Source organism: Streptomyces sp. NBC_00464 (assembly GCF_036013915.1).
GTDB lineage: Bacteria > Actinomycetota > Actinomycetes > Streptomycetales > Streptomycetaceae > Streptomyces.
Genome location: NZ_CP107899.1, coordinates 46,887 through 73,376, shown reverse-complemented (window position 1 = coordinate 73,376; position 26,490 = coordinate 46,887). Strand labels below are relative to the sequence as shown.

At 71.6% G+C, this 26,490-nt stretch carries 21 protein-coding genes, 1 tRNA gene and 1 riboswitch; of the genes, 7 read left to right on the top strand and 15 right to left on the bottom strand.

All coding sequences use genetic code 11. From position 1 onward, the window contains the following. Positions 1–6: 6 nt before the first annotated feature. The 6 genes from OG912_RS00360 to OG912_RS00335 form a co-directional block, all read right to left on the bottom strand. A complete protein-coding gene (locus OG912_RS00360) occupies positions 7–1,908 on the bottom strand; it encodes a DUF2264 domain-containing protein (protein ID WP_327707611.1) in 1,902 nt (633 codons plus the stop codon). Continuing rightward, positions 1,905–2,945, bottom strand: coding sequence for a hydroxyacid dehydrogenase (locus tag OG912_RS00355; RefSeq protein WP_327707610.1), 1,041 nt, complete (start codon positions 2,943–2,945; stop codon positions 1,905–1,907). Before OG912_RS00355 ends, OG912_RS00360 begins: the two co-directional genes overlap by 4 nt. A gap of 37 nt (positions 2,946–2,982) precedes the next feature. Then, the gene (locus OG912_RS00350; protein ID WP_327707609.1) at positions 2,983–3,858 is read right to left on the bottom strand and encodes a carbohydrate ABC transporter permease; all 876 of its coding nucleotides are present in this window, start codon (positions 3,856–3,858) and stop codon (positions 2,983–2,985) included. Continuing rightward, positions 3,855–4,850, bottom strand: a complete 996-nt coding sequence (locus tag OG912_RS00345; protein ID WP_327707608.1) for a carbohydrate ABC transporter permease — start codon at positions 4,848–4,850, stop codon at positions 3,855–3,857. The genes OG912_RS00350 and OG912_RS00345 overlap by 4 nt, the downstream gene beginning before the upstream one ends. A gap of 47 nt (positions 4,851–4,897) precedes the next feature. Next, positions 4,898–6,259 (bottom strand): ABC transporter substrate-binding protein, encoded by a 1,362-nt coding sequence (locus OG912_RS00340; protein WP_327707607.1) that lies wholly within the window; start codon positions 6,257–6,259, stop codon positions 4,898–4,900. Between the two features lie 102 nt (positions 6,260–6,361). Next, entirely contained in the window at positions 6,362–7,534 is a 1,173-nt protein-coding gene (locus OG912_RS00335) for a substrate-binding domain-containing protein (RefSeq protein ID WP_327707606.1), read from the bottom strand. Between the two features lie 131 nt (positions 7,535–7,665). Between OG912_RS00335 and OG912_RS00330 the strand changes: the two genes are divergently transcribed. Then, positions 7,666–8,436, top strand: a complete 771-nt coding sequence (locus OG912_RS00330) for a sulfite exporter TauE/SafE family protein (RefSeq protein ID WP_326740326.1) — start codon at positions 7,666–7,668, stop codon at positions 8,434–8,436. 63 nt (positions 8,437–8,499) lie between these two features. Here the strand turns inward: OG912_RS00330 and OG912_RS00325 are convergent, their stop codons facing one another. Next, the gene (locus OG912_RS00325) at positions 8,500–10,029 is read right to left on the bottom strand and encodes an amino acid permease (RefSeq protein ID WP_327707605.1); all 1,530 of its coding nucleotides are present in this window, start codon (positions 10,027–10,029) and stop codon (positions 8,500–8,502) included. Between the two features lie 86 nt (positions 10,030–10,115). Continuing rightward, a complete protein-coding gene (locus OG912_RS00320; RefSeq protein WP_327707604.1) occupies positions 10,116–11,123 on the bottom strand; it encodes a hypothetical protein in 1,008 nt (335 codons plus the stop codon). 320 nt (positions 11,124–11,443) lie between these two features. Here OG912_RS00320 and OG912_RS00315 point away from each other — a divergent pair, with 320 nt between their 5' ends. From OG912_RS00315 to OG912_RS00305, 3 genes are read left to right on the top strand one after another with little or no spacing between them, the layout of a single operon-like run. Beyond that, the gene (locus tag OG912_RS00315) at positions 11,444–12,877 is read left to right on the top strand and encodes an FGGY family carbohydrate kinase (protein WP_327707603.1); all 1,434 of its coding nucleotides are present in this window, start codon (positions 11,444–11,446) and stop codon (positions 12,875–12,877) included. 19 nt (positions 12,878–12,896) lie between these two features. Further along, positions 12,897–14,318 (top strand): NAD(P)/FAD-dependent oxidoreductase, encoded by a 1,422-nt coding sequence (locus OG912_RS00310; RefSeq protein WP_327707602.1) that lies wholly within the window; start codon positions 12,897–12,899, stop codon positions 14,316–14,318. Continuing rightward, positions 14,315–15,544, top strand: a complete 1,230-nt coding sequence (locus OG912_RS00305; RefSeq protein ID WP_327707601.1) for an FAD-dependent oxidoreductase — start codon at positions 14,315–14,317, stop codon at positions 15,542–15,544. Before OG912_RS00310 ends, OG912_RS00305 begins: the two co-directional genes overlap by 4 nt. Positions 15,545–15,572: 28 nt before the next feature. On the opposite strand, the gene OG912_RS00300 is transcribed toward OG912_RS00305, so the two are convergent. Further along, entirely contained in the window at positions 15,573–15,938 is a 366-nt protein-coding gene (locus tag OG912_RS00300) for a hypothetical protein (protein ID WP_326740332.1), read from the bottom strand. Positions 15,939–16,032: 94 nt separating this feature from the next. Beyond that, complete coding sequence (locus OG912_RS00295) at positions 16,033–16,563, bottom strand: DUF309 domain-containing protein (protein WP_327707600.1); 531 nt, start codon at positions 16,561–16,563, stop codon at positions 16,033–16,035. A 109-nt stretch (positions 16,564–16,672) separates the two neighbouring features. Here OG912_RS00295 and OG912_RS00290 point away from each other — a divergent pair, with 109 nt between their 5' ends. Then, positions 16,673–19,306: an ATP-binding protein gene (locus tag OG912_RS00290; RefSeq protein WP_327707599.1), complete on the top strand. Its 2,634-nt coding sequence runs from the start codon at positions 16,673–16,675 to the stop codon at positions 19,304–19,306. 49 nt (positions 19,307–19,355) lie between these two features. Beyond that, positions 19,356–19,429, top strand: a tRNA-Pro gene (locus OG912_RS00285). A gap of 161 nt (positions 19,430–19,590) precedes the next feature. Here the strand turns inward: OG912_RS00285 and OG912_RS00280 are convergent. Beyond that, complete coding sequence (locus tag OG912_RS00280) at positions 19,591–21,075, bottom strand: MFS transporter (protein ID WP_327707598.1); 1,485 nt, start codon at positions 21,073–21,075, stop codon at positions 19,591–19,593. Beyond that, positions 21,072–21,533 (bottom strand): MarR family winged helix-turn-helix transcriptional regulator, encoded by a 462-nt coding sequence (locus tag OG912_RS00275; protein WP_327707597.1) that lies wholly within the window; start codon positions 21,531–21,533, stop codon positions 21,072–21,074. The genes OG912_RS00280 and OG912_RS00275 overlap by 4 nt, the downstream gene beginning before the upstream one ends. Before the next feature lie 330 nt (positions 21,534–21,863). On the opposite strand from OG912_RS00275, the gene OG912_RS00270 reads away from it, so the two are divergent. Next, a complete protein-coding gene (locus OG912_RS00270; protein ID WP_327707596.1) occupies positions 21,864–22,598 on the top strand; it encodes a dienelactone hydrolase family protein in 735 nt (244 codons plus the stop codon). A gap of 73 nt (positions 22,599–22,671) precedes the next feature. On the opposite strand, the gene OG912_RS00265 is transcribed toward OG912_RS00270, so the two are convergent. The 3 genes from OG912_RS00265 to OG912_RS00255 all read right to left on the bottom strand — a co-directional run bounded on the left by OG912_RS00265 (position 22,672) and on the right by OG912_RS00255 (position 26,406). Continuing rightward, on the bottom strand, positions 22,672–24,072 hold the full coding sequence (locus OG912_RS00265; protein ID WP_327707595.1) for a purine-cytosine permease family protein: 1,401 nt from the start codon (positions 24,070–24,072) through the stop codon (positions 22,672–22,674). Next, a riboswitch (TPP riboswitch) is annotated at positions 24,062–24,155 on the bottom strand. Its footprint overlaps the gene before it by 11 nt. Before the next feature lie 44 nt (positions 24,156–24,199). Further along, on the bottom strand, positions 24,200–25,165 hold the full coding sequence (locus tag OG912_RS00260) for a formylglycine-generating enzyme family protein (protein ID WP_327707594.1): 966 nt from the start codon (positions 25,163–25,165) through the stop codon (positions 24,200–24,202). Further along, the gene (locus OG912_RS00255; protein ID WP_327707593.1) at positions 25,162–26,406 is read right to left on the bottom strand and encodes an ROK family transcriptional regulator; all 1,245 of its coding nucleotides are present in this window, start codon (positions 26,404–26,406) and stop codon (positions 25,162–25,164) included. The genes OG912_RS00260 and OG912_RS00255 overlap by 4 nt, the downstream gene beginning before the upstream one ends. Positions 26,407–26,490 lie beyond the last annotated feature (84 nt).

Sequence of the window (26,490 nt, the reverse complement as noted above, 5' to 3'; positions counted from 1 at the left end):
GCTTCGTCATCCGTGGGTGACGGTGACCGGGCCGAAGGCGATCCGGGTCGTCGCCGAGTCCTCGGCCCAGCACACCTCGACCGTGTCCCCGTCGACGTTCACCCCGCTCACCACCGCGCCGAGCGCGTCCGCCCCCGGTTCGGCGCTCAGCGAGGCGAGCGCCACCAGGACCACCGTGCCCTCCGCGTCCGCGCCCAGCCGGGGCAGCACCGCCCACGGTGTGTACGCCGTGCCCTGCGGGGCGCGTACCTCGTCCCGCGACTCCCAGCCGTGCAGACCGTGCAGCGCGGATGTCACCGCGGACTCGGGACCGGTCGCCCAGCCGGTCTGCTCCACCCGGGCACCGGGCGCGGCGCCGATCACCCGGTGCACCCGGAGTTCGTGGCGCCCGCGGGCCACCGTCACGCTCTCCACCCGCAGACCCGGCACCATCGGTGCCCCGCCCGCGAACACCGGACGGTGCCAGGACGCCGCCCAGCCCCAGCCGTCACCGCCTCCCGCGCCCAGCGGGCGGATGGCCCGACGGCCGCTGCGCGTCCCGGCGACGACCACGGCCAGGTGGTTGTCGGCTGTGTTCGCCCGCGCGGTGGGACCGGTGACCGTCGAGTACGCGTGACGGCTGTACAGCGGGTCGTCCTGCACCGCCGACTCGCCCTCGTGCGGCCGGACATGGTCGCTGCCGTGGTTGTGCAGCCGTACGATCCCGTCCGCCCGCGTCGACTGGACGAGCAGCCCCGGCGCGGGCAGCGCGAGCACCCGGTCGGGTCCCTCGCTCGGCGCCGGCTCCTCGGTTGCCGTCCACAGCGGGTGGTCCGCGGGGGCCAGCAGGGAGACGAAGGCCTTGGACGCCCAGTACGGGGAGGCCGGACCCGAGTAGGGCTGGAGCGTCGCCTCGTGCGGACCGTGCCAGCCCAGGTTCAACAGGCCGTCGGTACCCGTCGCGCCACGGTCCAGGAAGTAGCGCAGCGAGCCGCTGATCACCCGGCGGGACGCGCCCGGTGTGAGTGGGGTGTCTCCGGTGAGCGCGCCCAGCCCGACCGCCGCACCGGCCGCGAACCGGTAGGTCAGCGAACGGCCGAAGTGGATCGGTGCCCCGTCCCCGCCGAACAGCAGCGAGAAGCTCTCCAGATGCTCGCGCAGGCGCGTCCCGTAGTGCGCGGACAGCTCGGCGTCGCCGGAGAGGTGGGCATCCAGCACGGGGTAGAGGTGCAGGGCCCAGCCGTTGTAGTGGTCGAAGGCGCGGCCGTCGCCGTCCGCGTACCAGCCCTGGCCCCGGTACCAGCTCTCCATCAGGTCCTGCGCCCGCTCGCGGGCGCGAGCCGTCTCCGCGTCCCCGCGGCCCACCGACTCCAGGAATCCGGCCACCGAGTAGGGGAACAGGTACCAGTTGTTCGGTGCGGGGGTGTGGCGCAGGGCGCCGCGCAGCCACTGTTCGGCGCGGTCCTGAACGGCCGGGTCCAGCCGGTCCCAGAGCCACGGCCGGGTGAGCCGCAGCCCGATGGCGACCGAGGCGGACTCCACCATGGGCTGGCCGAAGACGGTGTGGTCGAGGATCAGCGGCCAGGACTCGGCGTCGTCCCGGCCCGGCGTGCGCGTACCGGCCGTCAGCCCGTCCGCGTACCGGTCGAGCCAGCCGTGCGGGTCCTTGCCGTCCGCGCCCGCGACCCGGAACGCCGCGGCCAGGAACGTGCGCGCGTAACCCTCCAGACCGTCGGAACGGACCCCGGACGCGGACGGGCGTCCGGGCAGGTCGAGGAGGGCGCTGCCGGGGGTGGCCCACTGCCAGGCGGCCTTCAGCAGTCCGTCGGCCGCCGCCTCCCAGTGCGCGCGGGTGTAGCCGGTGACCGGACTAGCGGTCCGGTCATCGGCGGGAAGCTCCAGCGGGGAGTTCGGGTAGGGATCGGTCATGCGAGGAATGCCAGCCTTTCGCGTCGTACGGGATGGGCGAAGCCGTCGCCCGCGGCCCAGCGTTCGGCCTCGCTCACCGTCAGGTCGACGAGCCGCTGCCACTCGTTGCCCTGGGAGCCCGCGAGGTGCGGGGTGATCAGGGCGTTCTCGCACTCCCACAGGGGGTGTCCGGCGGGCAGCCTGTCGGGGTCGGTGACGTCGAGGACCGCCCGGATGCGGCCGAGCCGCAGCACGTCGACGAGCGCGTCCTGGTCGACCACGGCGCCCCGCGCGGTGTTGAGGAGCACACCGTCCGGGCGCATGGCCATGAGCAGTTCACGGCTGACGAGTCCCCGGGTGGCGGGCAGCAGAGGCGTGTGGACGCTCACCAGATCGCTCCGCGCGAAGAGCTCACCGAGCCCGACCGCCTGGACGCCGAGCTCGGCGGCCTCCGCGTCGGAGACGTACGGATCGTGGAGCAGCACCCGCAGATCGTAGGGGCGCAGCAGCTCGATCACCCGGCGGCCGATGAGCGAGGCGGACAGGATGCCCACGGTCCGGCCGTAGTTGCCCAGGGCGGGCGAGGTGGTGAGCGAGTCGTCGCGGCCGCGCTCCGAACGGTAGGCGTGCGCCCGCTCCAGGACCCGTTTGCCGGAGAGCAGGATCATCGCGACGGTGTACTCCGCGACCGGGAGCGCGTTGGCGGCCGCGGCCGACGACACCTCGATGCCGCGCTCCCAGCAGGCGTCGGTGATGTGCCCGCGGACGCTGCCCGCGGTGTGCACCACCGCCCGCAGCCGGGGTGCGCAGGCGAGCGCTGCCGCGTCCAGGGGCGGACAGCCCCAGCCGGTGACCAGCAGTTCCGTGTCCGCGAGTACGGCACGGGCCCGGTCGGTGGTGAAGTCGTCGAGTACGGGCAGTGGCGCGAGGTCGCACACCTGTGAGAGCGCGGCCAGCGAATGGGCGTTCAGCAGCGCGGCCGCGGTGCCCGGCTGCATGGCGACGGCGGCGCGCGGCCGTCGTCCTCCGGTGGGTGCGAGGGGGATGGTGCCGGTCATTCTTCTCCTGATTCCGGAGGGGGAGTGCGGGGTCCGGCTACTTGACGGCGCCCGCGGTGAGCCCCGACTTCCAGAAGCGCTGGAGCAGCGCGAAGGCGAGGATCAACGGCAGGACCGCGAGCAGCGAACCCATGATCACCACGGGGTAGTACTCGGGCGATACGGTGGCGGCGCTGTTCCACGTGTACAGGCCGAGGCTGACGGGGTAGAGGTCCTGGTCGGACAGCATGACCATGGGCAGGAAGAAGTTGTTCCAGATCGCGGTGAGCTGGAAGAGGAACACGGTGACGAGACCGGGGCCCAGCATCCGCATGGCGACCCGGAAGTACGTCGTGAGCTCGCCGGCCCCGTCCACCCGGGCAGCTTCCAGCACCTCGTTCGGTACGTAGCCCTGGCTGAAGATCCGGCCGAGGTACACGCCGAACGGATTGAAGAGCACCGGTATGAAGACCGACCAGAACGTGTTCACCAGTCCGGTGCCGGACGCCATCAGATAGAGCGGCAGAGCCAGCACGGTCTGCGGCACCATCACCGCGGCCAGCACCAGACCGAACAGCTTCTCCTTGTGCGCGAAACGGTACTTGTCGAAGGCGTACCCGCAGGCGATGCTGATCAGCGCCCCGAGCCCGGCGCCGAGTACCGCGTACAGCAGGCTGTTGCCGTACCACCGGGTGTACAGACCGCCGTCCATCGCGAACAGGTCCTTGAGGTTCTGCGCGAAGGAGAAGTGGTCGAGCGACAGCACATCGCTGCCGAACAGGGCGTCCCGGTCCTTCGACGCGGCGAGCACCAGCCACAGCACCGGCAGCAGCGTGTACAGCACCGAGATGGCGACGACCAGATTGACGACGGAGCGGCCGAGCAGCCGGGGCCGCAGGACGGCGGCGGTGCGGGTGGGAGCGGTGGCGCTCATCGGGCGTCCTCCTCGGCGGTGTTGGAGCGGTTGGTCCAGCGGGTCACGCCGTAGGAGAGCGCGATCGTGCAGACCAGCAGGACGACCGAGGCGGCCGCGGCCAGACCGTAGTTGTTGCGGGTGAACGCGGCGTCGTAGATGTACATGCTGGGGGAGAAGCGCGAGCTGATCATCGGGGTCGACTGGCTCAGCAGCATCGGCTCGGTGAAGAGCTGGAGCGCGAAGATCAGGGTGAACATCGCGACCATCACGACGGAGGAGCGCACCAGGGGCGTCTTGATCTGGAGCGCGGTGCGGACGGGGCCGGCGCCGTCGACGACGGATGCCTCGATGACCTCGCGCGGCACGGCCTGCAGAGCCGCGTAGAAGACCACCATGTTGTACCCGAGGTTGCTCCACAGGGCGATGTTCACGATCGACGGCACGACCGTGTGCACACCGAGGAAGTCGATCGTGATGTCGGCCTTGCCGAGCAGGTCGATCACCGGGCTCAGCCCCGGCGTGTAGAGGTAGAGCCAGATGACGGCGGCGATGATCCCGGGTACGGCGTGCGGCAGGAAGAGGCCGAGCTGCGCCCAGGTGCGCAGCCGCACCACGCCGGAGTCCAGCAGCAGGGCCAGCGCGAGTGCGCCGATCACCATGACCGGAATATAGATCACGCAGTACAGGACGACGGTGCCGAGACCGCTGAGGAAGGTCGGGTCGGTCAGTACGGCGGTGTAGCTGCGCAGGCCGACGAAGACCGTGCGCTCCGGCCCGAAGCCGAGCCCCGGCTGGTCGTCGCTGAAGAAGCTGAGCCAGACGGCGGTCCCGACCGGGATCAGGAAGACCGTCACCAGAAGGATGAAGAAGGGGGTCATCAGGGCGCCGGCGGCGCCGAGTTCACGCCGGCGGGCGAGGCCCTTGGTGGTGCGCGGGGACGTGGTGGATGCCGTCGCCGCCTCGGAGATGCTCACGGGGGCGGGGGCCGGCGTGGTGACTGGGCTGGTCATCGGTGTCACCTGCCTCTCTGCTGCTGGGAAGGGGGACGGTTCACGGCTCAGCTGCTGCGCTCGGTGGTGGACAGGCCCAGTGCCCTGAGGTCGGGCATGGTGCCCCGCTGGGCCGCGCGCACGGAGTCGAGCACCGAGCCCTGGCCGCCGCCCACCCGGGCGAAGCCGTCCTGCATGACCTTCTGCGTGGCGGTCATCCGGGGCCCCCAGGTCCAGCCGTCCCGGATCTTGTGCGCCTCCTGGTCGAAGAGGGTGTAGATGTCCTGGCCGTTGTAGTAGCCGCGGTCGAAGGCCTTGCGGCCGACGGGGACGAGGCCGGAGGCCGCCGGGTACTGGCTGCTGGCCCCGCTGGAGAGGCGGGCAAGCAGCGCGTCGGGGTGCGAGACCTGCCACTCGATGAACTCCAGTGCGGCCTCCGGGTGGTGGCTGCTGCTGGTGACCGCGAACGTCGACCCGCCGTGGGTGCCGAGTGCCGCGTTCGACGGGTCCCACTGGGGGAGCGGCGCGACGGCCCATTTACCCCTCTGGCCGGGCCGGGCCTTCATCTGCGCCCCGGCGTCCCAGGCGCCGCTGAGCCGGACCAGGACCTTGCCGGAGGTGAGGTGGGCGTCGTACGCCCTGCTGTCCACCGGGCTCATGACGACCAGGTCCTGGTCGATCATCCGCTGCCAGTACGCCGCCACCCGGCGGGTCGGCTCATCGGCGAGCGAGACGTTCCAGGCGCCGTCGCGGGTGTCGAACCACTGGGCGCCGGCCTGCCAGGCGAACGCGGCGAACTGCGACCCGCCGTCCGTGGCGAAGGCGGACAGCCGCCGCTCGGGTGCCTTGCGGCGCACGGTACGGGACGCCTCCTCGAACTCGTCCCAGGTGCGCGGGACCTCGATGCCGTACCGCTCGAAGAGGTCGGTGCGGTAGTGCATCACCATCGGTTCGACGTCGAGCGGCAGGCTGAAGACGCGCTTCTCGAACGTGGTGAGCCCCAGCGCCTGCGGCAGCAGCTTGGCCCGCAGTCCGTCGCTCAGCATGTCGGTGAGTTCGACGGCGACCCCGTCGATGGCGAATCCCGGGACCTGGGGGTACTCGATCGTCGCGACGTCCGGGGCGTTCCCGGCCCGGGAGGCGTTGCTGAGCTTCGCGTATCCGCCCTGGGGTCCCGAGGGGATCTGCTGGAAGTCGACCTGGATCGTGTCATGCGTCCGGTTGAACGCTTCCACCACTTCCTGGCTCCCGCGCAGGGCGGACCAGAAGGTGATGCGCGTGGTGTTGCGGCCGGAATTGTTGCTGACGGTGCTGGTCCTGCTCGTGCTTTCCGCCCCCGATGTGCCACCACTGCAAGCGCTCAGCGCGCCCGCCAGTGGTAGTGCGGTCATCGTGGCAAGCACGGACCGACGGCTGTGTCGACCGGGCATGGGCGCCTCCCGCGGCTCCTGAATGAAGACACGGGGAATACTGATCGGCTGATCGATAGCGGTCAATAGATCGATCAGAAGAAAAATAAAACGGTCAAACGCTCAGTCCGTGACGGGGGTGATCCGGGTGATCGCCTGCGCTGATCCCCGTACCTTCAACTCGGGCAGAACCTGTGTCCGGCGCATCGGGCCGAGCGCCCCGGCCGCTCCGGAGAGCCGGTGGAGCAGGAGTTCCGCGGCCGCCCTGCCGATTTCCGCCCTCGGCGGCGCCACCGCGGTCAGCGGGGTGCTGCCCAGTGCCGCGACCACGTCGTCGTACGCCACCACCGAGCAGTCGCGGGGCACCTGCACCCCGTTCTCGACCAGGCGTTGCACCAGCATCAGCGCGTCCACGTCGCCATGCAGCACCGCGGCCGTGGCCCCTCGCTCGCGCAGCAGCGCCGCGAGATCGAGATCCGGCGCGTCCTCGCTCCTCCCGGACGGGACGCCGGACACCGGACCCGCCCAGGACGGGCCGGGCCCGGGCAGCGCGTCCGGCGAACTCAGCACCACCGTCCAGTCGTCCACGTCAGGGTGGGCGGCCGCGATCTCGGCGAACGCGGCGCGTACGGTGCGTGCCGTCGGGCTGTCGTCCCGGGCGGCCAGCACGATCCGGCGGTGGCCCAGCGACACCAGGTGCTCCACGGCGAGATGCGTCCCGTACCAGTGGTCGGAGCAGACGGAGTCCAGGGCGTGCAGGATGCTGCCGGGCCGGGGCCGCCGTTCCATCAGCACGGTCGGCACGCCCGTGTCTGCCAGCCAGCCGTAGTCAAGCTCCTCGGAGAGCACGTTGCGCCACCGCGGGGCGATCAGCAGTCCGCGCGCCCCGTCCGCCAGCGCCCGCTCCACGAGCGGCCGTTCGGCATCGGCCGACTGCGGCGCGAGGTACAGCGCGATACGGATCCCGGACTCCTCCAGGACCGTCCGGGCGCCGTGCAGCGTCTCGTACAGGTACGAATGCCGCTCCGGTACGACCAGGGCGACCGCACCCCCGTCGCCGGCGGGGTCGCCGCCCCGCGGTGAGGGAACCGCCGGCGGCCCCGCCGGATCGCGCACCGGCCGGGCGACGCCGTGCCCGCGCCGCAGCTGCCCCGCCCGTGCAAGCTCCTCCACGTCCCGTCGCACCGTGACCACGGAGACGGCCAGTTCGTCCGCGAGCGCGCTGACCTTGACCGCGCCGCGCGACTCCACCACCGCCAGGATCCGCTGACGCCTGAGTTCCACCGGCTCCCGCATGTTGGTGCCCCCTACCCCTGCGCGATGTGCGTTTGAGCGCTTCTGGTGAGCGCTTGGAGCGCAGCATAGCCAGGTGGCCGCCAGGGCTCACTCAAGGCCGGAGATCTGAGGGATTACGATCTGTTCCTGGCATGGACACCCTCACTCTTTGGCAACTGGCGGCACTGGCCGCGGCATCCGTACTCGTCGGCTTCTCCAAGACGGCCGTGAGCGGCGCCAACACGATCAGTCTCGCGGTCTTCGCGGCGGTACTGCCCGCCCGCGAGTCCACCGGAGTGCTGCTCCCGATCCTCATCGCCGGTGATCTGCTCGCCGTGCTCACCTACCGGCGCCATGCGCACTGGCCGACTCTGCTCCGGCTCTTCCCGGCCGTCGCGGTGGGAGTGGTGGCGGGCACGCTGTTCATGATGTGGGCCGGCGACGCTGCCGTACGGACCTCCATCGGCGCGATCCTGATCTTCATGGCGGGCGTCACGATCTGGCGGCGCCGCACCGCGGACGCGGCCGGGGAACCGGCGGCCGAGGCGGGCCCGCCGACCGCGGCCGAGCGGCTCAAGGCCCGCTCGTACGGCGTGCTCGGCGGATTCACCACCATGGTGGCCAACGCGGGCGGCCCCGTCATGTCGCTCTATCTGCTCTCCGCCGGCTTCCGCAAACTCGGCTTCCTCGGCACGTCGGCGTGGTTCTTCCTCATCGTCAACACGTCCAAGGTGCCGTTCAGTGTGGGCCTCGGGCTGATCGACGCGCAGTCACTGCTGCTGGACGCCTGCATGCTGGTGTTCGTCGTCCCGGGCGCCTGGATCGGCCGGAAATGCGTGGACCGGATCAACCAGCGGCTCTTCGAACGCCTCGTCATCGGCGCCACCGTGCTGGGTGGCCTGCAACTGCTGCTGAACCCCTGAGCGCGTCCGGCCCCTCCGGATCGTCGTGATCCGGAGGGGCCGGCAAGTACCTGGGAGTGTCCGTCAGACGATGTCCTCCTCGATCTCCGCCTGCTCGCGGGCGTTTCCGTACGCCGACGGCGTGCCGTACGAACCACGGGCGACGAACCACCACACGGTGGCCAGGACCAGCACGGCGACCAGCGCGATCGACGCGTAGTTCATCGAGTCGATCGTCACGGGAGACCTCTGCGGCAGCAGGAACAGCACGGTCACGATGACGACCCACACCACGGCGATCCAGCCGACCGTCTTCGACCAGCGGCCCAGGTGCCACGGGCCGCGCTCGAAGCGGTCACCCGCGCGCAGCTTCAGGTAGATCGGGATGGCGTAGGCGGGCGTGATGCCGATGACGTTGATGGCGGTCACCGCCCCGTACGCGGTCGCCGAGTAAAGCGACGGAAGGGCGAGCACCCCGGCGACGACGACCGACAGCCACACCGCGTTGACCGGTGTCTGGGTGCGGGCGCTCACCTTGCGCCACACCGAGGACCCCGGCAGTGCGTTGTCCCGGCTGAAGGCGAACACCATCCGGCTGGTGGCCGCGACCTCGGCATTGCCGCAGAACAGCTGCGCGGCGATCACGATCAGCAGCATCGCCGTGGCGCCCGAGGTCCCCAGCGCGTCGATCAGGATCTGGGCCGGCGGTACTCCGGTCGCGCTCTCCTGGGTTCCCACGTAGTCCTGGATCGCGAACGTCAGCCCCGCGAGCAGCACGAAGCCGGCCAGCCACGAGACCCAGATCGAACGGACGATGCCACGGGGCGCCGAGACCGAGGCGTCGGAGGTCTCCTCCGACAGGTGGGCGGAGGCGTCGTAGCCGCAGAAGGTGTACTGCGCCAGCAGCAGACCGATCGCCGCCACATAGAGCGGGTTCTCCCAGCCGGTGTCATTGACGAACTCGGTGAAGACGAAGGACGGCGACTGGTGGTGCGAGGGAACGATCGCGAGCACGGACACGATCACCGCGACACCGGCCAGGTGCCACCACACACTGATCGAGTTGAGCACGCTGACCAGTCGGACACCGAAGAGGTTCAGTACGGCGTGCAGCAGCAGGATGCAGAGGAAGATGATCATCGTCTTGCCCGGGGTGGGGGTGAAACCCCACTGCAGGTTCATCAGCGCGCCGGTGAACAGCGCGGCACCGTAGTCGATGCCGGCGATCGCGCCCAGCAGCCCGAGCAGATTCAGCCAGCCGGTGTACCAGCCCCACTTGCGGCCGCCGAGCCGGTCCGCCATGTAGTACAGCGCCCCGGAGGTCGGGTACGCACTGGTGACCTCGGCGAGCGCCATGCCGACGCAGATGACGAAGAGGCCGACCCCGGCCCAGCCCCAGAGCATCACCGCCGGGCCGCCGGTGGACATGCCGAAGCCGTACAGGGTCATGCAGCCGGACAGGATCGAGATGACGGAGAAGCTGATGGCGAAATTGCCGAAGCCGCCCATGCGGCGGGCCAGCACCGGCTGGTAGCCGAGCTCGCGCAGCCGCTGTTCCTCGTCCTTGGGCGGGGCGGCCTCGGCACCCTTCCGGTTCGAGGTGGATATGGACATGGGGAGACCTCCGTGAGCGGAAAAAGGGGAATGCAGAAAAAAAGGGGGGAACGAAACACGAGGACATGGGGAGATCGGATTCCCGCTCAGCCGTGCGGCCCCCGGCCGGGATCGCGGGCGGCGGCGAGGGCGCGGTTGCGGGCACGCAGGAACACCTCCTCGGCGCCGCGGGAGTCCTTGGGCGTGCGGGTGCGGTACGCCCAGGGCAGCGAGGTGAAGTACGGGCCGAGCTCCTGGAACACGGGAGCGGCGTCGGCGAACTGGAGCGCCCCCCAGAGCGCGTGCGCCAGATGATTGAGATCGAGCAGGGTATGGGTGGCCCGGGGTGTGCGGTGGAACCAGATCTCCAGGGCGCGCAAGGCCTCGCGCTCCGCGTCCTCCGTGACCCAGTGCAGGTCCAGCGCCTTCTCGTGGCCGTTCTCGCGGCGGTACCGCTCCACTCGCACATACAGCGGCAGTACGTGGAGCGCCGATCCGTCGGGCGCCGAAGAGGCCGCCCACTGAACGAAGTTGACCGCCTCGGAGAGGGAACCCCCGGCCCGGCGCGCATACACGAACTGGAGCATCCGGTGGTAGGCCTCGCGGTTGTACGGATCGCGTTTGTCGGCCTCCGCCAGCAGGCCCCATGGCCCGGGGAAGAGCATGGGTCCGGGCGGATGCAGCCGGTGCTCCTCCAGTCGCTGGCGCTCGTCCAGCTGGGACAGGGCCAGCAGGCACACCCAGGGCACCGGGTCCGCGGGCGAGGCGTGGGCGGCCGAACGGCATGCCTCCCAGGCGTCCTGCCAGAGTTCCTGCCCGCTGGGATGGTTGGCGCGGCGGGCGCGCACCGCCCGCTCCACGGCGACCCGGGCGTGCATCACGGTGGCCGCGACGCTGCGCGGTTCCTCGGTCAGCCAGGCCTGTACCGCGTCCGATCCTGCGGCAACCGCCCCGAGCACCTGGGTCCGCTGGGTCCACAGGGTCCAGTCCGGAGTGCTCTCCAGCAGATCGCGCATGGCGATCCAGCGCCCGGTGCGTAAGTCCTGTAACGCGGAGCGGAGTTCGTTGTCGTGTCCGGCCGGATGGTAGACCGGCCGGAATTCACTGTTGGCCATGGACGTGCTCGGGACGTGGTGTCGGACTCATCGATCCTCTGGACGTGGGGGGTGAAGCAGCAGTTGAAAAATGAACTGCTGTAAAGCGTCCGGTTGTTGCTCGGCGGTGAGTGTAGAGCCCCCCGGGCCGAACTCCCGAATGAATCGTGGATCTTCTTCAAGTAACGTCCACAAACCGGAGGTTGAACTTCGATGCGGAGTTCCGGGCGTATGCCTTGCGGGCGCTTGACGTAGCCGCTGGGCTGCACCACTCTGGGGTCCGGCGACCGAAGATCACGATTCCGTTCAAGCCGCAGGGCTTGCGTACCGCTGGAGACCCGATGACAGGCCCGGTACTCGCCGTGGACCAGGGCACCTCCGGGACGAAGGCGCTGGTGATCTGTCCCGAGCGAGGCGTGATCGGTTCCGGTTCCGCTCCGGTGCGGCCGCGGTACGGGCCCGGAGGAGCGGTCGAGGCGGACCCCGGAGAACTGCTCGGATCGGTCCTCGACGCCGGGGCGCAGGCCCTGGCCGAGGCCGGTGAACCCGTCGCCGCCGTCGGGCTCGCCAATCAGGGCGAGACGGTGCTCGCCTGGGACCCGGACACCGGGAAACCGCTCACCGACGCGATCGTCTGGCAGGACCGGCGGGCCGAACGGATCTGCCAAGAACTCTCGCCGCACGAAGAAGAGTTGAAGCACCTCACCGGACTGCCCCTCGACCCCTACTTCGCCGCTCCGAAGATGGCCTGGATCCGCCGCGAACTGACCGGGGAAGGCGTCGTCACCACCAGTGACTCCTGGCTGGTCCACCGGCTCACCGGTGCGTTCGTGACGGACGCGGCCACGGCCGGCCGTACCCAGCTGCTCGACCTCGACGACGTCGGCTGGTCGCCCGCGGCCCTGGACATATTCGGTCTGGGCGCTGAACGCCTGCCGTCCGTGGTCGACTCGGCAGGGGCGTTCGGCACGACGACCGCGTTCGGCGCCGAGATCCCGCTGACGGGCCTCCTCGTGGACCAGCAGGCCGCACTGCTGGCACAGGGTGCCCTGGAACCCGGCACCGCCAAGTGCACCTACGGCACCGGCGCGTTCCTCCTCGCCCAGACCGGTCCCGTACCTCGGCGCGGTTCCAGCGGCCTGGTCAGCTGCGTGGCCTGGCGGCTCGGCGGACGTACCAGCTACTGCCTGGACGGACAGGTCTACACGGCCGCCTCCGCGGTCCGCTGGCTCACCGACCTCAAGGTGATCTCCGGCGCGGCCGACCTCGACCCCGTCGGCGGCGGCGTCCCCGACTCCGGCGGAGTCACCTTCGTACCGGCGCTCGCCGGACTCGCCGCCCCCTGGTGGCGCGGTGACCTGCGCGGATCGGTGACCGGCCTGAGCCTCGACACCACCGCGGGCCACCTCGTGCGGGCCCTGTGCGAGGGCATCGCCGCACAGGTCGTCGAGCTCGCCGACGCGGTGGCCGCCGATCTGGGATCGCCGCTGTCCGCGCTCCGCGTCGACGGCGGACTGACCCGCTCCGCACTCCTCATGCAGACCCAGGCCGATCTGCTGCAACGGCCCGTCGAGGTGTCCGCGCTCCCCGACGTCACGGCACTCGGCGCCGGGGCCGTGGCCCGGCTCGGTCTCGACCCCGGGCTCTCCCTCGCCGAGGCCGTACCCGCCTGGCGGCCGGCCGCGGTGTACGAACCACGGATCGGCCCCCAGGAGGCGGCCGAGCGCCTCGCCGGATTCCGCGCCGCCGTGGACACGCTCCTGGAACGGTCATGACCCCTGCCGGAGCGGCCCGATGACGCACACCGTCACGGCCGCCGGGGACCCGCTGCCGGCCCTGCCCGGCGGAGCCCCGTACGACGTCACCGTCATCGGGGCGGGCGTGGTCGGCACCGCGATCGCCCGCGAACTGGCCCGGTACCCCCTGCGCACCGCCCTCGTCGAGGCGTCCGACGACATCGGCAACGGCACGTCCAAGGCCAACACCGCGATCCTGCACACCGGTTTCGACGCCGTGCCCGGCACGCTGGAGGCCCGCCTCGTACGCGAAGGACAGCGCAGGCTCTCCGCATACGCCGCCGACACGGGCATCCCCGTCGAACGCGTCGGCGCCCTCCTGGTCGCCTGGGACGCCGAACAACTCGCCGCGCTGCCCGCCCTGCTGGCCAAGGCCGAAGCCAACGGCTACCGAGCGGCCCGGCTGCTGGACGCCGACGAGGTCGCCGAACGGGAACCCCACCTGGGCCCGGGAGCGCTCGGCGGTCTTGAGGTCCCCGACGAGTCGGTCATCTGCCCCTGGACCACGCCCCTCGCCTTCGCCACCCAGGCCGTCCGCGCGGGCGTCCATCTGCACCTGGACTGCCCGGTCCGCGACATCGAACCCGGGTCCACCGTCCACACCCTGACGACCGGCCGCGGACCGCTGCGCACCCGCTTCCTGATCAACGCCGCCGGGCTGTACGCCGACGAGATCGACCGCCGGTTCGGCCACGACGTCTTCACCGTCACCCCGCGCCGCGGCCAGCTGATCGTGTTCGACAAGCTCGCCCGCGACCTCGTCCGCCACATCCTGCTTCCCGTTCCCACCAGCGCGGGCAAGGGGGTTCTGGTCGCGCCGACGGTCTTCGGGAACGTCCTCCTCGGCCCCACCGCCGAGGAGCTCGACGACAAGACCGCCACCGAGTCGACGCAGGAGGGCATCGCCCTGCTGCGGGAGAAGGGCCGCAGGATCCTGCCCCGGCTCCTCGACGAGGAGGTGACCGCCGTCTACGCCGGACTGCGGGCAGCCACCGGCCAGGAGGACTACCGGATCCAGGAGTACCCCGGCCGGCGCTACATCGCCGTCGGCGGCATCCGCTCCACCGGGCTGACCGCGTCCATGGCCATCGCGGACCACGTCACCGGCCTGCTCGCCCGGACCGGACTCGACCCGGGCACCCCCGCCGAACTGGAACCCCTCACCATGCCAGGCCTCGGCGAGGCGGCCGAACGCCCGTACCTGAACGCGGAACTCATCGCCCGCGACCCGGCGTACGGCACCCTGGTCTGCCACTGCGAACGCGTCACCGCGGGCGAGATCCGCGACGCGCTGGCCGCCACGCTCCCACCGCGATCCGTCGCCGGCCTGGCCCGCAGGACCAGGGCCGGCAACGGACGCTGCCAGGGCTTCCACTGCGGGGCGGGGCTCCGCGCACTGATCGAGGGGAACGGGCCATGACCCGCCGCGAGCGGACCGTCGACGTGCTGGTCGTCGGAGCGGGACCGGCCGGGCTGGGCGCCGCGGCCGAACTCGCCGCATCCGGGGTACGGCGGGTCGAGGTCCTGGAACGCGAACAGAGCGCCGGCGGCATCCCGCGCCACTGCCACCACGCGGGATTCGGCAGCAGCCGTCCGAACGGCGGGACGAGCGGCCCCGAGTACGCCCGCCGGTCCACGGCCGCGGCGGCACGCGCGGGCGCCACCCTGCGCACCGGCATCACCGTCACCGGCTGGGCCGGACCCCGCACCCTCGACGCCACCGGACCGGGCGGCCTCGAACGGATCACCGCACACGCCGTCGTCCTCGCCACCGGAGCCCGCGAACGCCCGCGCAGCGCCCGGCTCGTCCCGGGCACCCGACCGGCGGGCGTCTACACCACCGGAGAACTCCAGCAGGCCGTCCACATCCACCACCAGCACATCGGCACCCGCGCCGTGATCGTCGGCGACGAACCGGTCGGCATCGCCGCCGCCGACACCCTGCGCGCCGCCGGAGTGGAAGTCGTCGCCCGGGTCACCGACCGCCCGGCGGCCCTGCCCGCAGCCCTGGGACGACACCACGGCGCCCCGCTGCTCACCCGTACCACCGTCACGGCACTGGCGGGCAGCCCCCGGCTCACCGGGGTCGCGGTGCGCCACGGGGACGGCCGAACGACGACTCTGCCGTGCGACACCGTGGTGTTCACCGGTGACTGGATCCCCGACCACGAACTGGCGCGCCGCGGTGACGTACCGCTGGACCCCGGCACCCGTGGCCCCGCCCACGATGCCGCGTACCGCACCCACGCGCCCGGCGTCTTCGCCGCCGGCAATCTGCTCCACGCCGTGGAGAGAGCCGGCACCGCGGCGGCGGAGGGCCGGGCCCTCGCGGCCCCCGTACGACGCCATCTGGCAACCGGCGCGTGGCCCGCCGGCCGGGCCGCGCTCACCGTCGCGGCCCCACTGGAGTGGATCGCACCCAATCTGACCGGCCCCGACGGCGACCGGCCGACCGGCAACCGCTTCATCCTGCGCACCGGCCGGCCGCTGACGGCCCCGCTGCTCGTCGTCCGGCAGGACGGCCTGGAGCTGTACCGCCGACGCCTGCTGCGCCCCGCCCGGCCGGGCCGCCCCCTCCACCTGCCCGCCGACTGGCTGGACCGGGCCGATCCGCACGGTGGCACGGTGCGCGTCTCGGTCGGCTGACCGGGGTTCTCAGGGACCATCCGGACACTCAGGGGATCAGCAGCCAGTCCGAACCGATCGCCGCCACCAGGCCGACGCCCAGCAGCCAGCTGCCGAGCCGGGTCCGGCCGTTCCTGCTGAGCTCGATCACGATCCCGCACAGGATCAGCGCGAGTCCGTACACCCCGACCACCAGGACGGAGGACCGGCTCGCGATCCGCAGCCCGAGAACGACCGCCATCGCCGCCATCCCGACCGAGGACAGGACGATGCGCAGGTGTCTCGCCTGCCGCGGCGTCAGTCTCCGGTCGGTGGTTTCGGCGGCTCCGGCGATCTCGGCGGTGTCCGCGGTGTCCTCGGGTGCGGTTATGGGTGCGTCCACGGCTTGGTCCTGGTCCTGGTCAGAAGTGCTCATGACGCCGGATGGTAATGGTTTCGCACGGCAGTGTTCACCGCTCCGGGTCAAGGACTGGGAAAGTAAGGGGAGTTCGGCGCCACCCAGGCCCGTGTCACCCGCCGTCCGCTCGCAGCCGCGGTGCCTCGGCGGCCGCGTCGACGGCCGGTACGCCCGCGTCCTCCACCCGCGCTGCCAGTTCCAGGGCCCAGCTGGTCAGTGCGCCGATGCCGATGCCGTGCACGGCTGCCGCGGCGGTCTCCGTGGAGGCGTCCGCCCCGCCGGACCCGGCGAACTCCGTCAGTGCCGCCGCACCGCGCCGCAGTAGCCGTGCCCCGCCCGTCACGTTCCCCCGGGCCGCATGGGTCAGACCCACGGCCAGCTGGGCCAGCCCGCGCCACAACTCACGCTCCGCCGCGGGGCCCGACTTCCACGCGTCCTCGAAGACCTCGTGCGCATGGAACGGCATTCCGGCGTCCAGCAGCCGCTGCGCCTCCCGAACGGTCTCCGCCGGGGTGCGGACCACCCCCTCGGGCTGCCGCTCCACCCCCGGCGTGCCGTACGGCAGCGGGCGCCCCAGCCCGTCCCGGGGGCGCGCATTGTGCGCCCGGCCTTCGGTGTCCCGGTCCCTGCGCGTCTCGTCCACCCCTTGATTGTGCCCCGTACCTGCGACGAACTGTCCGAACCACTGTCGGTGGCCCCCCGCGCACGACTAGGCTCGACTGTCATCGATACGACTTTGGGGGAGGGTAGGCATGAAGCCGTCCCGGCCGCTGTACGAGCGAGAACCGGAACTCGCCGCTGCCGCAGAAGCCGTTGAAGCACTGTGCGGCGCGCAGGCGACCGGCGGGCTGCTGGTCTTCAGCGGCGAAGCAGGCATCGGCAAGACAGCGCTACTGGCCGAGATCCGGGCCATCGCGGCCGACCGGTGCACCGTCTGGTCCGCCCGCGGCGGCGAGACGGTCACCTCGGTGCCGTTCCACGTCGTACGCCAACTGCTCCAGCCCGCGCTGGACCAGTTCCCCGCCGACGACGTGAAGGCCCTGTTCGGAGCCTGGTACGAGATCGCGGCACCGGCCCTCGGCCTCGCCGAGCCGACCGGAACGCAGCCCGACCCGCAGGGTGTGCGCGACGGCCTCGACTGGGTCGTCGCCCAGCTCGCCTCCCGGTGGAGCCACCGCCCGCTGCTGCTCATCGTCGACGACGCGCACTGGGCGGACGGCGAATCCCTCGCCTGGCTCGCCTCGTTCACCGCCCGGCTCGGCGAACTGAAGGTCCTGGTCGTCCAGGCACACCGCCCCGAGGAGCTCGCCGCCCGCGAGGCCCAGAGCGTCGCGGCGGGCAGCCATCCGGCGCAGGTCCGGGTCGCCCTGCGCGCGCTCACCCCCGACGCCACCGCCGAACTGGTCAGGGCGGCGCTCGGCGAGCACGCCGACGACCCCTTCTGCCGCGAGGTGTGGGCCGTCACCGGCGGCAACCCCTACGAGGCGGTCGAACTCGTCGCCAAGGTCCAGGACCGCGAACTGGCCCCGCTGGAGGAGTCCGCCGGACTGTTGCGCGAGCTCGGCGCATCCGCCCGGGGCAGCGGACTCGTCGCCCGTCTCGAACGGCTCGGCACCAACGCCAACCGGTTCGCCTGGGCCGCAGCCGTCCTCGGCACGGACATCTCCCAGGGACTCGCCGCCACCCTGGCCGGCATGAGCGCCGCCGAGGCGGCCGACTGCACCGCCCGGCTGCGCGAGGCCCGTATCGTCAGCGGCTTCGACCCGCTGGAGTTCGTACACCCCCTGATCGCCACCGCCGTGTACCGCTCCATCCCGCCGGCCACCCGCACCGCCATGCACGGCAGGGCCGCCTGGGCGATCGCCCGGGCCGGACTCGGGCCGGCCGCCGCCTCCCGCCACCTGCTCGAAGTCCACCCGGACGACGACCAGGAGCTGGTCGAGCAGCTCCGGGCGGCCGCCAACCAGCACCTCGCGGTCGGCGCCCCCGAGGCCGCCCGCCGCTGCCTGGAGCGGGCGCTCCAGGAGCCCCCGCACCATGAGGCTCGCGCCACCCTTCTCTACGAACTGGGCTGCGCCACGCTGCTCAGCTCGCCGCCCACCACCGTGCAGCACCTGCGGTCCGCGCTCGACATGCCGGGCCTCGCCGACGACCTGCGGGTCGACGCCACCTACCGGCTGGCCGCAGCGCTGTCGCACAACAACCAGCTGAAGGAGGCGGCGCTCGCCCTCGCCGCCGAGGCCGAGCGCACGGCACCCGGACCGGGCCTGATGCGCCTCCAGGCCGCTCACTTCCTCTGGGAGGGCATGCAGGCCGGCGAGGAGGACGGCCCAGGCCGCTCCCGCAGGCTCGCAGCCAACGCCGACCACCTCACCGGCCGGGACAACGCCGAGCGGGCGCTGCTCACGCTGCGCGCCTTCGACGCGATGCTGCGCGGAGAGAACTCCCAGCTGATCGTGGACCTCTGCGAACGGGCTCTGGTCAACGGCCACCCCGCCCGGGGCCTCGGCTGGACCGACACCGAATGGGGCTTCGAGCTCCCGACGCTGCTCGGCATCACCTACGCCTTCACCGACCAACTCGACCGCGCCGAGGAGCTCTTCGGCGAGGCGGTGCGCGCCTTCGAGATCTCCGGCTGGAGCGGCGCCCACCTGGCCTTCGCCCATACGCTGCTGGGTCTGGTCCACCGCCGTCGCGGCCGCCTGGCCGAGGCGGAGGGCTTCCTGCGCGAGGGACTCCGCCTCGCCGACCGCGTGGGCAGCGGACTGCCGGTCCACTGGGACGCCGCCTGTCTGCTCATCGACACGCTGCTGGCCCGGGGCCGTATCACCGAGGCCCGCAAGGTCGCCGACCAGTACGACTTCGGTCTGCCCTATCCCAGCGCCATGGTGCTGCCCGACGCCCCGTGTGTCCGCGGCCGGCTGCTGCTCGCCGAAGGCCGTACGAAGGAGGCCGTCACGGAGCTGGAGGCGGCCGGCCAGGCACTCGAACCGCGAGGCAGGTTCAACGGCATCTGGGCCCCCTGGGCCGCTGACCTGGCCCGGGCCCTCGCCGACGACGACCCGGGCCGCGCCGCGCAGATCGCCAACTCCGCCCGGGTGCACGCCGAGCGGTTCGGTACGGACACGGCCATCGGAGAGGCACTGCGCTGTGTCGCCCTGTTCGCTCGCCCGGAAGAGGCCGCCCAGCTGCTGGGTGAGGCGGTCCGCCACCTGGAGGGATCGCCGTCCGGCTACGAACTCGCGCTCGCCCTGTTCGACCACGGCGTCGCCATCCGGTCGCCGCGGGAGCTCGCCCGGGCGCAGAAGCTGGCCACGGCCTGCGGCGCCGAGGGGCTGGCGACCCGCGCCCAGCAGGCACGGGCGTCGATCCGGTCCGCGGAGTGAGGTAATGTTTGTCCTGCGCAGCCGCCCGGCAGGTCCGGGGGACTGGCAGCGGGACGTGGCGCAGCTTGGTAGCGCACTTGACTGGGGGTCAAGGGGTCGCAGGTTCAAATCCTGTCGTCCCGACTCGAAAGAGTCGCAGGTCAGGGGCCGTTTCAGAGCAATCTGAAACGGCCCCTGACCCGTTCTCGGGGTCCGGATGGGACCGACACGTCCTCGACCTCGTCAGCGAGCGATCACGAGGGGCCGGGCCGGAGGAGCAATCCCTGAGTCTCCGACCGCCGGCCCTATTCCGCGACCGGGGGCGGAGCCTTGGGTTCGGGGTGGGAGTTGACGAGCCAGAACACCGCGATCGTGCCCACGGCGATCAGGACGCCGGACCAGGTGGCGGCCACTGCCGTGCCGTGCACCAGAGCTCTCGCCGTGTAGTCCGCGGACATGTTCCCGGTGGGATGGGCGGTGACGAAGGACGCGATCGCACTGGCCGCGACGGTGTTGGTGAGTGCCAGACCCACGGAACCTCCCACCTGCTGGGAGGTGGTGCGGAACGCGGCCGTGATGCCCCGGTCGTTCGGCAGTGTGCCGTACATGACCGTGTGGGTGGCGGACGGAGTGATCAGACCGAGGCCGAGCCCGAGCACGGTCCAGGTCGGCAGGATCGTGCCCAGGTAAGTGCTCTCCGCGGACATCAGGTTGAACATCGCGACGCCTGCCGCGATACAGAGCAGACCGGGCCCGATCAGCCAGCGGGTGGGTATCCGGGGCATCAGCCGGGCCGCGATCTGGGTCGCCGCGACCACGGTCACCGCGACCATGGGCAGAAACGCCAGCCCTGCTCTGACGGGGCTGTAGTGCATGATCACCTGGAGCTGGTACGACGCGAACAGCGAGATCCCCAGCAGTCCGAACTCCGCGAGCGCCACGGCGAGGAAGGCGCCCGCGCGGTTACGGTCGCGCACCACCCGCAGCGGCAGCAGAGGCTGCCGCGCGCGCGTCTGCCGCAGGACGAATGCGGTGAGCAGGACGACGGAGAGCGCGAGCAGTACGAGCACCCGGGCCGATCCCCAGCCGTGCCCCTCCACCTCGGAGAAGCCGACGACGAGCGCGGCCATGCCGAGGACGGTCAGCGCGACGTCCGGCACATTCGGCCGGGCGGTGCGGTCGCCCCGTACGTTCGGAAGCAGCGGCGGGGCCGCGGCGAGTGCCAGAGCGGCGATGGGTACGTTGATGAACAGGCACCAGCGCCAGGACAGATACTCGGTGACCACGCCGCCGACCAGCAGACCGAGAACGGCTCCGCCGGCGATGATGCCGCTGTAGATGCCGAAGGCCTTCGCGCGCTCCTTCCTGTCGTCGAAGAGAGCCGTGACCATCGACAGGGTGGAGGGGGAGAGAACGGCCGCGAAGACACCTTGCAGCGCCCGTGCGGCGATGAGCCAGCCGCCACTGGTGGCGCTGCCGCCCACGGCGGACATGATGGCGAAGCCGGTGATCCCCACCATGAAGGTGCGCTTGGGGCCGAAGCGGTCGGCCAGCCGGCCGCCGAAGAGGAGCAGACTGCCGAACGCCAGGGTGTAGGCCGTGATGATCCATTGGCGGTCGGCAGGCGCCATGCCTAACGACTTCTGCGCGGAGGGCAGCGCGATATTGATGACCGTCTCGTCGAGCATGGCCACGAGCTGGGCCGAGGCCACGACGGCGAGGCCGGCCCAACGCCGCCGGTTGTGGCCCTTGGTGAGGACCACTGCCGGGGTGCTGTTCCCGACGGTCATGACTCCGTTTCCCTGTTGGCGCTCTGGACGCGGAGCCTGCCCAGCAGCTTCGCCAGTGCCACCCGGTCCTTGGCCGGCACCTGCCCGAAGATCTCGTCGGCCAGCTGCGCGGATGTCTCGTCGATCTGCTGCATCAGGGCCTCACCCTTCTCCGTCAGCGAGACGAGAACGACCCGGCGGTCGTCGGGGTCGGGGGTGCGCGCGGCGAGTCCCCGCTTCTCCAGACCGTCCACCAGGGAGGTCACGGTCCGCGGTACCACCCCGTGGGCCCGGGCCAGGTCAGCCATCCGGCGCGGCCCGCCCATCTCGTTCATCTGCACCAGCAGATTGGCCTGGGAGAACGGGACCTGGTGGCCCGCGAAGATCGCGGCCGTGCGGTCCAGCAGTGGGCCGACCACCTCGGCGAACGAGTTCAGCAGTGACTGGGCGTCGGGAACCTCATTGCCGCGGGCGCTCATCGTCGTACTCCTGCGACGCTCGGGGCCGGCCGCCCCGGGAAGTGGTGGCATCCATCTCTTAGTGAGTGAGTAGACATACTGAGAGGGTACACAGTATTTCCTGGGGTGGCAGGGCGGCCTGGCACCCTCCTGTCCGATGGGCTACGTTATGAGGCGATGATCACCGGGACGGCCTTGCGCCACACACGAATTGGCGACCCGGCGCTCCTCTGAGCGCCGTACGGGCCGGTACCGGCCCGCTGTTGGACCGAGGGCCAGGCGCTGCTGCGCGGGCTCCGCCTCCTGCCGTGTTGACCACAGCTCGACACGTCAACCACGACAGGAGACCTCATGACAGCCAAGACGTTGCACATTCCCACCGCGGACGGCCGGGCCGACGCTTTCGCCGCCTTCCCCGACGGCGGCGAGCGGTGTCCGGGCGTGCTGATGTACGCGGACGGCTTCGGGATCCGGCCCGTGCTGCGGGAGATGGCCCGCGAGCTGGCCGGGCACGGGTACTACGTGCTCGTCCCCAACGTCTTCTACCGGAACGGTCCGGCGCCGGTGATCGATCTTCCCGAGTACATCGGAGACGGAGCCCGGGCGAAGGTGTTCGAGCAGCTGATGCCCCTGATCGAGGCGCACACCGTCGAACGTGTCCTGAGCGACGCCGACGCCTACCTCGGGTTCCTGACCGCCCAGCCCGAGGTCGTCGCCGGGCCGGTCGCGGTGACCGGCTACTGCATCGGCGGCCTCCTGGCGGTGCGCACCGCCGCGGCCCACCACGGCCAGGTGGCCGCCGTCGCCGCATTCCACGGCCCCGTGGGCGCCGACGGGCCCGACAGTCTGAGCCGCCTCACCGGCGAGGTCCACTTCGGGCACGCCGAGACGGACCTGGCGCCCGAGGCTCTCGGCGAGCTCAACCGGGCTCTGGACGCTGCGAGTGTCTCCCACACCTCCGAGATCTACCCCGGCACCAGGCACGGCTTCACCATGTCCGACACCGACGCCTTCGACCCCGCCGCGCTGCAACGCCATTGGGACCGTCTGCTGCCCCTCCTCGGCCGCACCCTGGCCGACGGCTGAGGCGGCGGCACGGGAACCTGACCCGAGGTCCATGGCTGCGGAACCCGCCCCCGTACCGGAATGCCATGCGTCGTCAGGGCCGGTTGCGCAGCCGTAGCGGTGTGTAGAGGGCCAGGGCCACGAGGAACGCGACACCGTAGGCGAGGTCCGCCCCATGCAGCGCCTTCGCGACCGGACCCACGTACAGGGTGGTGTTCATGAACGGTGTCGCCGCTGCGAAGGCGAGCGTGAAGGCGATCGGCGCCGGCCACCAGGGCTGCGGGCGGGAGCTCTCGGTGGCCAGGTCGACGGGGGAACCGCCGCGGGCTCTCGCCCTGACGAGCCAGTCGACGACCACGATCGCGAGGAATGCGGGGATCCAGTAGCCGACGAGCAGCAGGACGTTCTGGAAGCGTGTCGTGGTGTCGGCCGCATGCATCCACAGCACGAGCGGGAAGCCGAGTGCGGCGGCGAGTGCCGCGGCGACGGGGCGCGGCAGCCGGACCCCCATGGTCTGCAACGCCAGCGATCCGCTGTAGTCGTTCATGGCGTTGCTGCACAGCGCGGCAAGTGCCACGGCGAGCAGCCCGAAGGCTCCGAGGGCGCCCCCGCCGAGCAGTGTGTCGATGCCGTGCGCGGTCTGGTCGGTGAAGACGGACGCCCCCCACAGGCCGAGGGTCTGGACCGCCACGAAGGAGGCGCTGATGCCGAGCAGTGTGCACCAGAACATGCGCGGCCGGGACGTGGTGCGCGGCAGATAGCGGCTGAAGTCACTGGCGTACGGGGCCCAGGACAGTGCGAGGCTGAGCGCGATGGTGCACGTCAGGACGAAGGCGCCCGCCCGGTCGGCGCCGTGCACGGTACTGGTGGACGCGGGGTGGACGCCGTCCAGGAGCTTGGTCGCGAGCACCACGAAGGCGGCGGCCAGAGCGAAGGTCATCACGGTCTGGAGCCGGTGGATCACCTCGTACCCCAGCACGCCGAGCGCGCCCTGGGCGGCCATCATGACCAGCACTCCCAGCCAGAACGGCCAGCCGCACAGCTGGGCCAGCGCCTCCCCGCCGAACAGGCCGATCAGTGCGTCCCAGGCGATGGAGGAGAGCCACTGCAGTGCGCCGGGAAGTACGACACTCCTGCCGAACGCCAGTCGCGCCAGCGGGAGTTGACCGGCGCCGGTCTGGCTGCCCCAGGTGCCCAGATACGCGGTGGGCACGGCGCCCACGAGCGTGCCGAGCACGACGGCGGCGAGTGCCGTGGCGAAGTCCAGGCCCAGAGCGATGCCGACCGTGCCGGTGAAGACCCCGGTCATGGTCAGATTGGGGGCGAACCAGACGGTGAACAGCCGGCCGGGGCGGCCGTAACGGCGGTCCTCGGGCACGGGGGCTATGCCGTGCGCCTCGATGCGCAGGTCGCCGGGGGCGGTGGGCATGCGCCCGTCGAATGCGGGTCGCGGGTCCAGGGCTGTGCGCTCGTCCTGGGCATACGGCAATGACATGAGACATCCCTCCGCCAGTGCTAACTGGTTCAGGTTCGACGGGTGTGTTCTCAGCCCCTTGAGGGGCACCCCGTGTCCGGTGCGGCGGCCAGGATAGCCGGATGTGCGCGGATCGCGATGCGGGGGGTCAGACCGTGACCGCGCAGCGGAACCCGCCGTGGCCCGTCGTGCTGTCGGGGGTGTTGGAGGTGCGGGCGGCGATGCGGTAGCGGTTGCAGTACGAGCGGTGGCAGAGGTACGAGCCGCCGCGCAGCACCCGGCTCCCGCCGTGCGGTGGCCCGACGGGGTCGGAGCGGGTTTCCGGTCGGGCCTCGGCGTGCCAGTCGGTGCTGAACCGGTCGGCGCACCACTCCCAGACGTTGCCCGAGGTGTTGTAGAGCCCGAAGCCGTTGGGGGCGTACGCCTTGACGGGCGCGGTGCCTGTGAAGCCGTCCTCGCGCGTGTTGCGTACGGGGAAGTCGCCCTGCCAGATGTTGCAGCGGTGCCGGCCGTTCGGGGTCAGCTCGTCGCCCCACGGGAAGCGGGCCCGGACGAGTCCGCCGCGTGCCGCCTTCTCCCATTCGGCCTCGGTGGGCAGCCGCTTGCCGGCCCAGCGGGCGTAGGCCGTCGCGTCGTGCCACGACATGTGGACCACCGGGTGGTCGCGGCGGTCGCCGATCGAGGTGCCCGGCCCTTCGGGGGCACGCCAGTGTGCTCCGGTGACCGCACGCCACCAGGGGGCGCCGGGCACGGTGCCGGGCAGCACGGCGTGCCGGGCCTCCTGTGGGACGAAGGAGCCGAAGACGTAGGACCAGCCGATGAGTTCGGCCTCGGTGCGATAGCCGGTGGCCTTGACGAAGACGGCGAAGCGGGCGTTGGTGACGGCGGCCGCGTCGATGTGGAACGGGGCGAGGGTCACCTCCCGTACCGGCCCCTCGCCATCGGCCGGGAACGCGTCCTCGTCCTCGCCGCCCATCAGGAACGGACCGCCGGGCACCCCCACCATGCCGCGCAGCAGTTCGGCGGGGCGGCGTACGGGGACGGCGAAGTCCGCCGGGGGAGTGGCGGCGGCAGGCGTGGTGCTCTCGCGGGCGGGCCCGCAGCAGGCGTTCACGGTGAGGTCTCCTCGTCGAGCGGCCGGTCGTCCCCGGTATCCGCACCGGGGGCCGGCCGGTCGAGCAGCTCCGCCAGGTCCTGGCCCGTGGTGCGCAGCAACAGCGCCACCCCGCCGAGCGCGGCCGCCTCGCCGCCGAGGGTGGATCCGCGTACCTCGATGGTGCGGGGCGCGGACGGCAGGGAGAGCGCGGCGAGCTGTTCCCGGATCGGTGTGAGGACGAGAGCGTCGAGGGACGCCGGTTCCCCGTAGACGACGATGCACTCGGGGTCGACCTGGGCGGCGAGGGCCGCGAGCACCCGTCCCGCGACGACGGCCGCGTCCCGGATCACCTCGGCGGTGTCCGGCTGGCCCCCGGCGGCGAGCGCGATCAGTTCCGCGGCGTCCGCGGCCGTCACGCCGCGATCGGCGCAGGCGGCGAGCAGGGCCGGGACGGAGATGAGGCCCTCCAGACAGCCCCGGCCGCCGCAGTGGCAGGGCTTTCCCTCGGGGTCGCAGCTGGTGTGGCCGATCTCCCCGGCGGTGCCATGGGCGCCGTGGACCAGCGAGCCGTTGACGACGAGTCCGCCACCGACCCCTTCCGACCAGCGCAGATAGACCGCGTTGTCGATCCCGCGCGCCGCTCCCCAGGTCACCTCGGCGAGAGCCGCGAGCCGCGAGTTGTTGTCGGTGAGCACGGGGGCGTCGAAATGCCGGCCCAGCTCTTCGGCGACATGGCCGGCGAACGGGGTCATGGTGCGCGGGTCGCCGGAGGCCGGGTTCTGTACGAAGCCGGGAAGGCCGAGGCCGATGCCGGCGACGGGGGCGAGGCTGATGTTCTCGCGCCGCACCAGGTCCTCGACGGCCCGGATCGCCTGCGCGGCGCGTTCGGCCGCGCCGCTGTCCGCCGGGACGGGGGCGCTGTGGCGGCCGACGATCTCATGGGCGCAGTTGGCCACGACCACATGGATGTGGTGGCGCTGGAGATCGATGCCGATCAGCTCGGCGCCGCGGGAGTTGAGCGAGATCTCCAGGGCCGGCCTGCCGCGGCCGCGCGGCTGCTCGGGGTCGGGGGCCTGCTGCTCGACGACGGCCTTGCGTTCCAGCAGATCGGACACGATCGCGAACAGGGTGGTGCGGGAGAGCCCGACCCGCGCCTTCAGCTCGCCGCGGCTCAGCGCGCCCGACCTGCGGAGTTCACCGAGTACGGCGGCTTCGTTGGCCCTGCGCAGGCGCTGGAGGGCATCGGTGCGTTCCGTCATGGACGCATGGTCGATCGGTCAAGGGGTTTCTGTCAACGCCCGGGACGAATTCACACAATGTTTATTCCCAAGGGTTGACGTAAA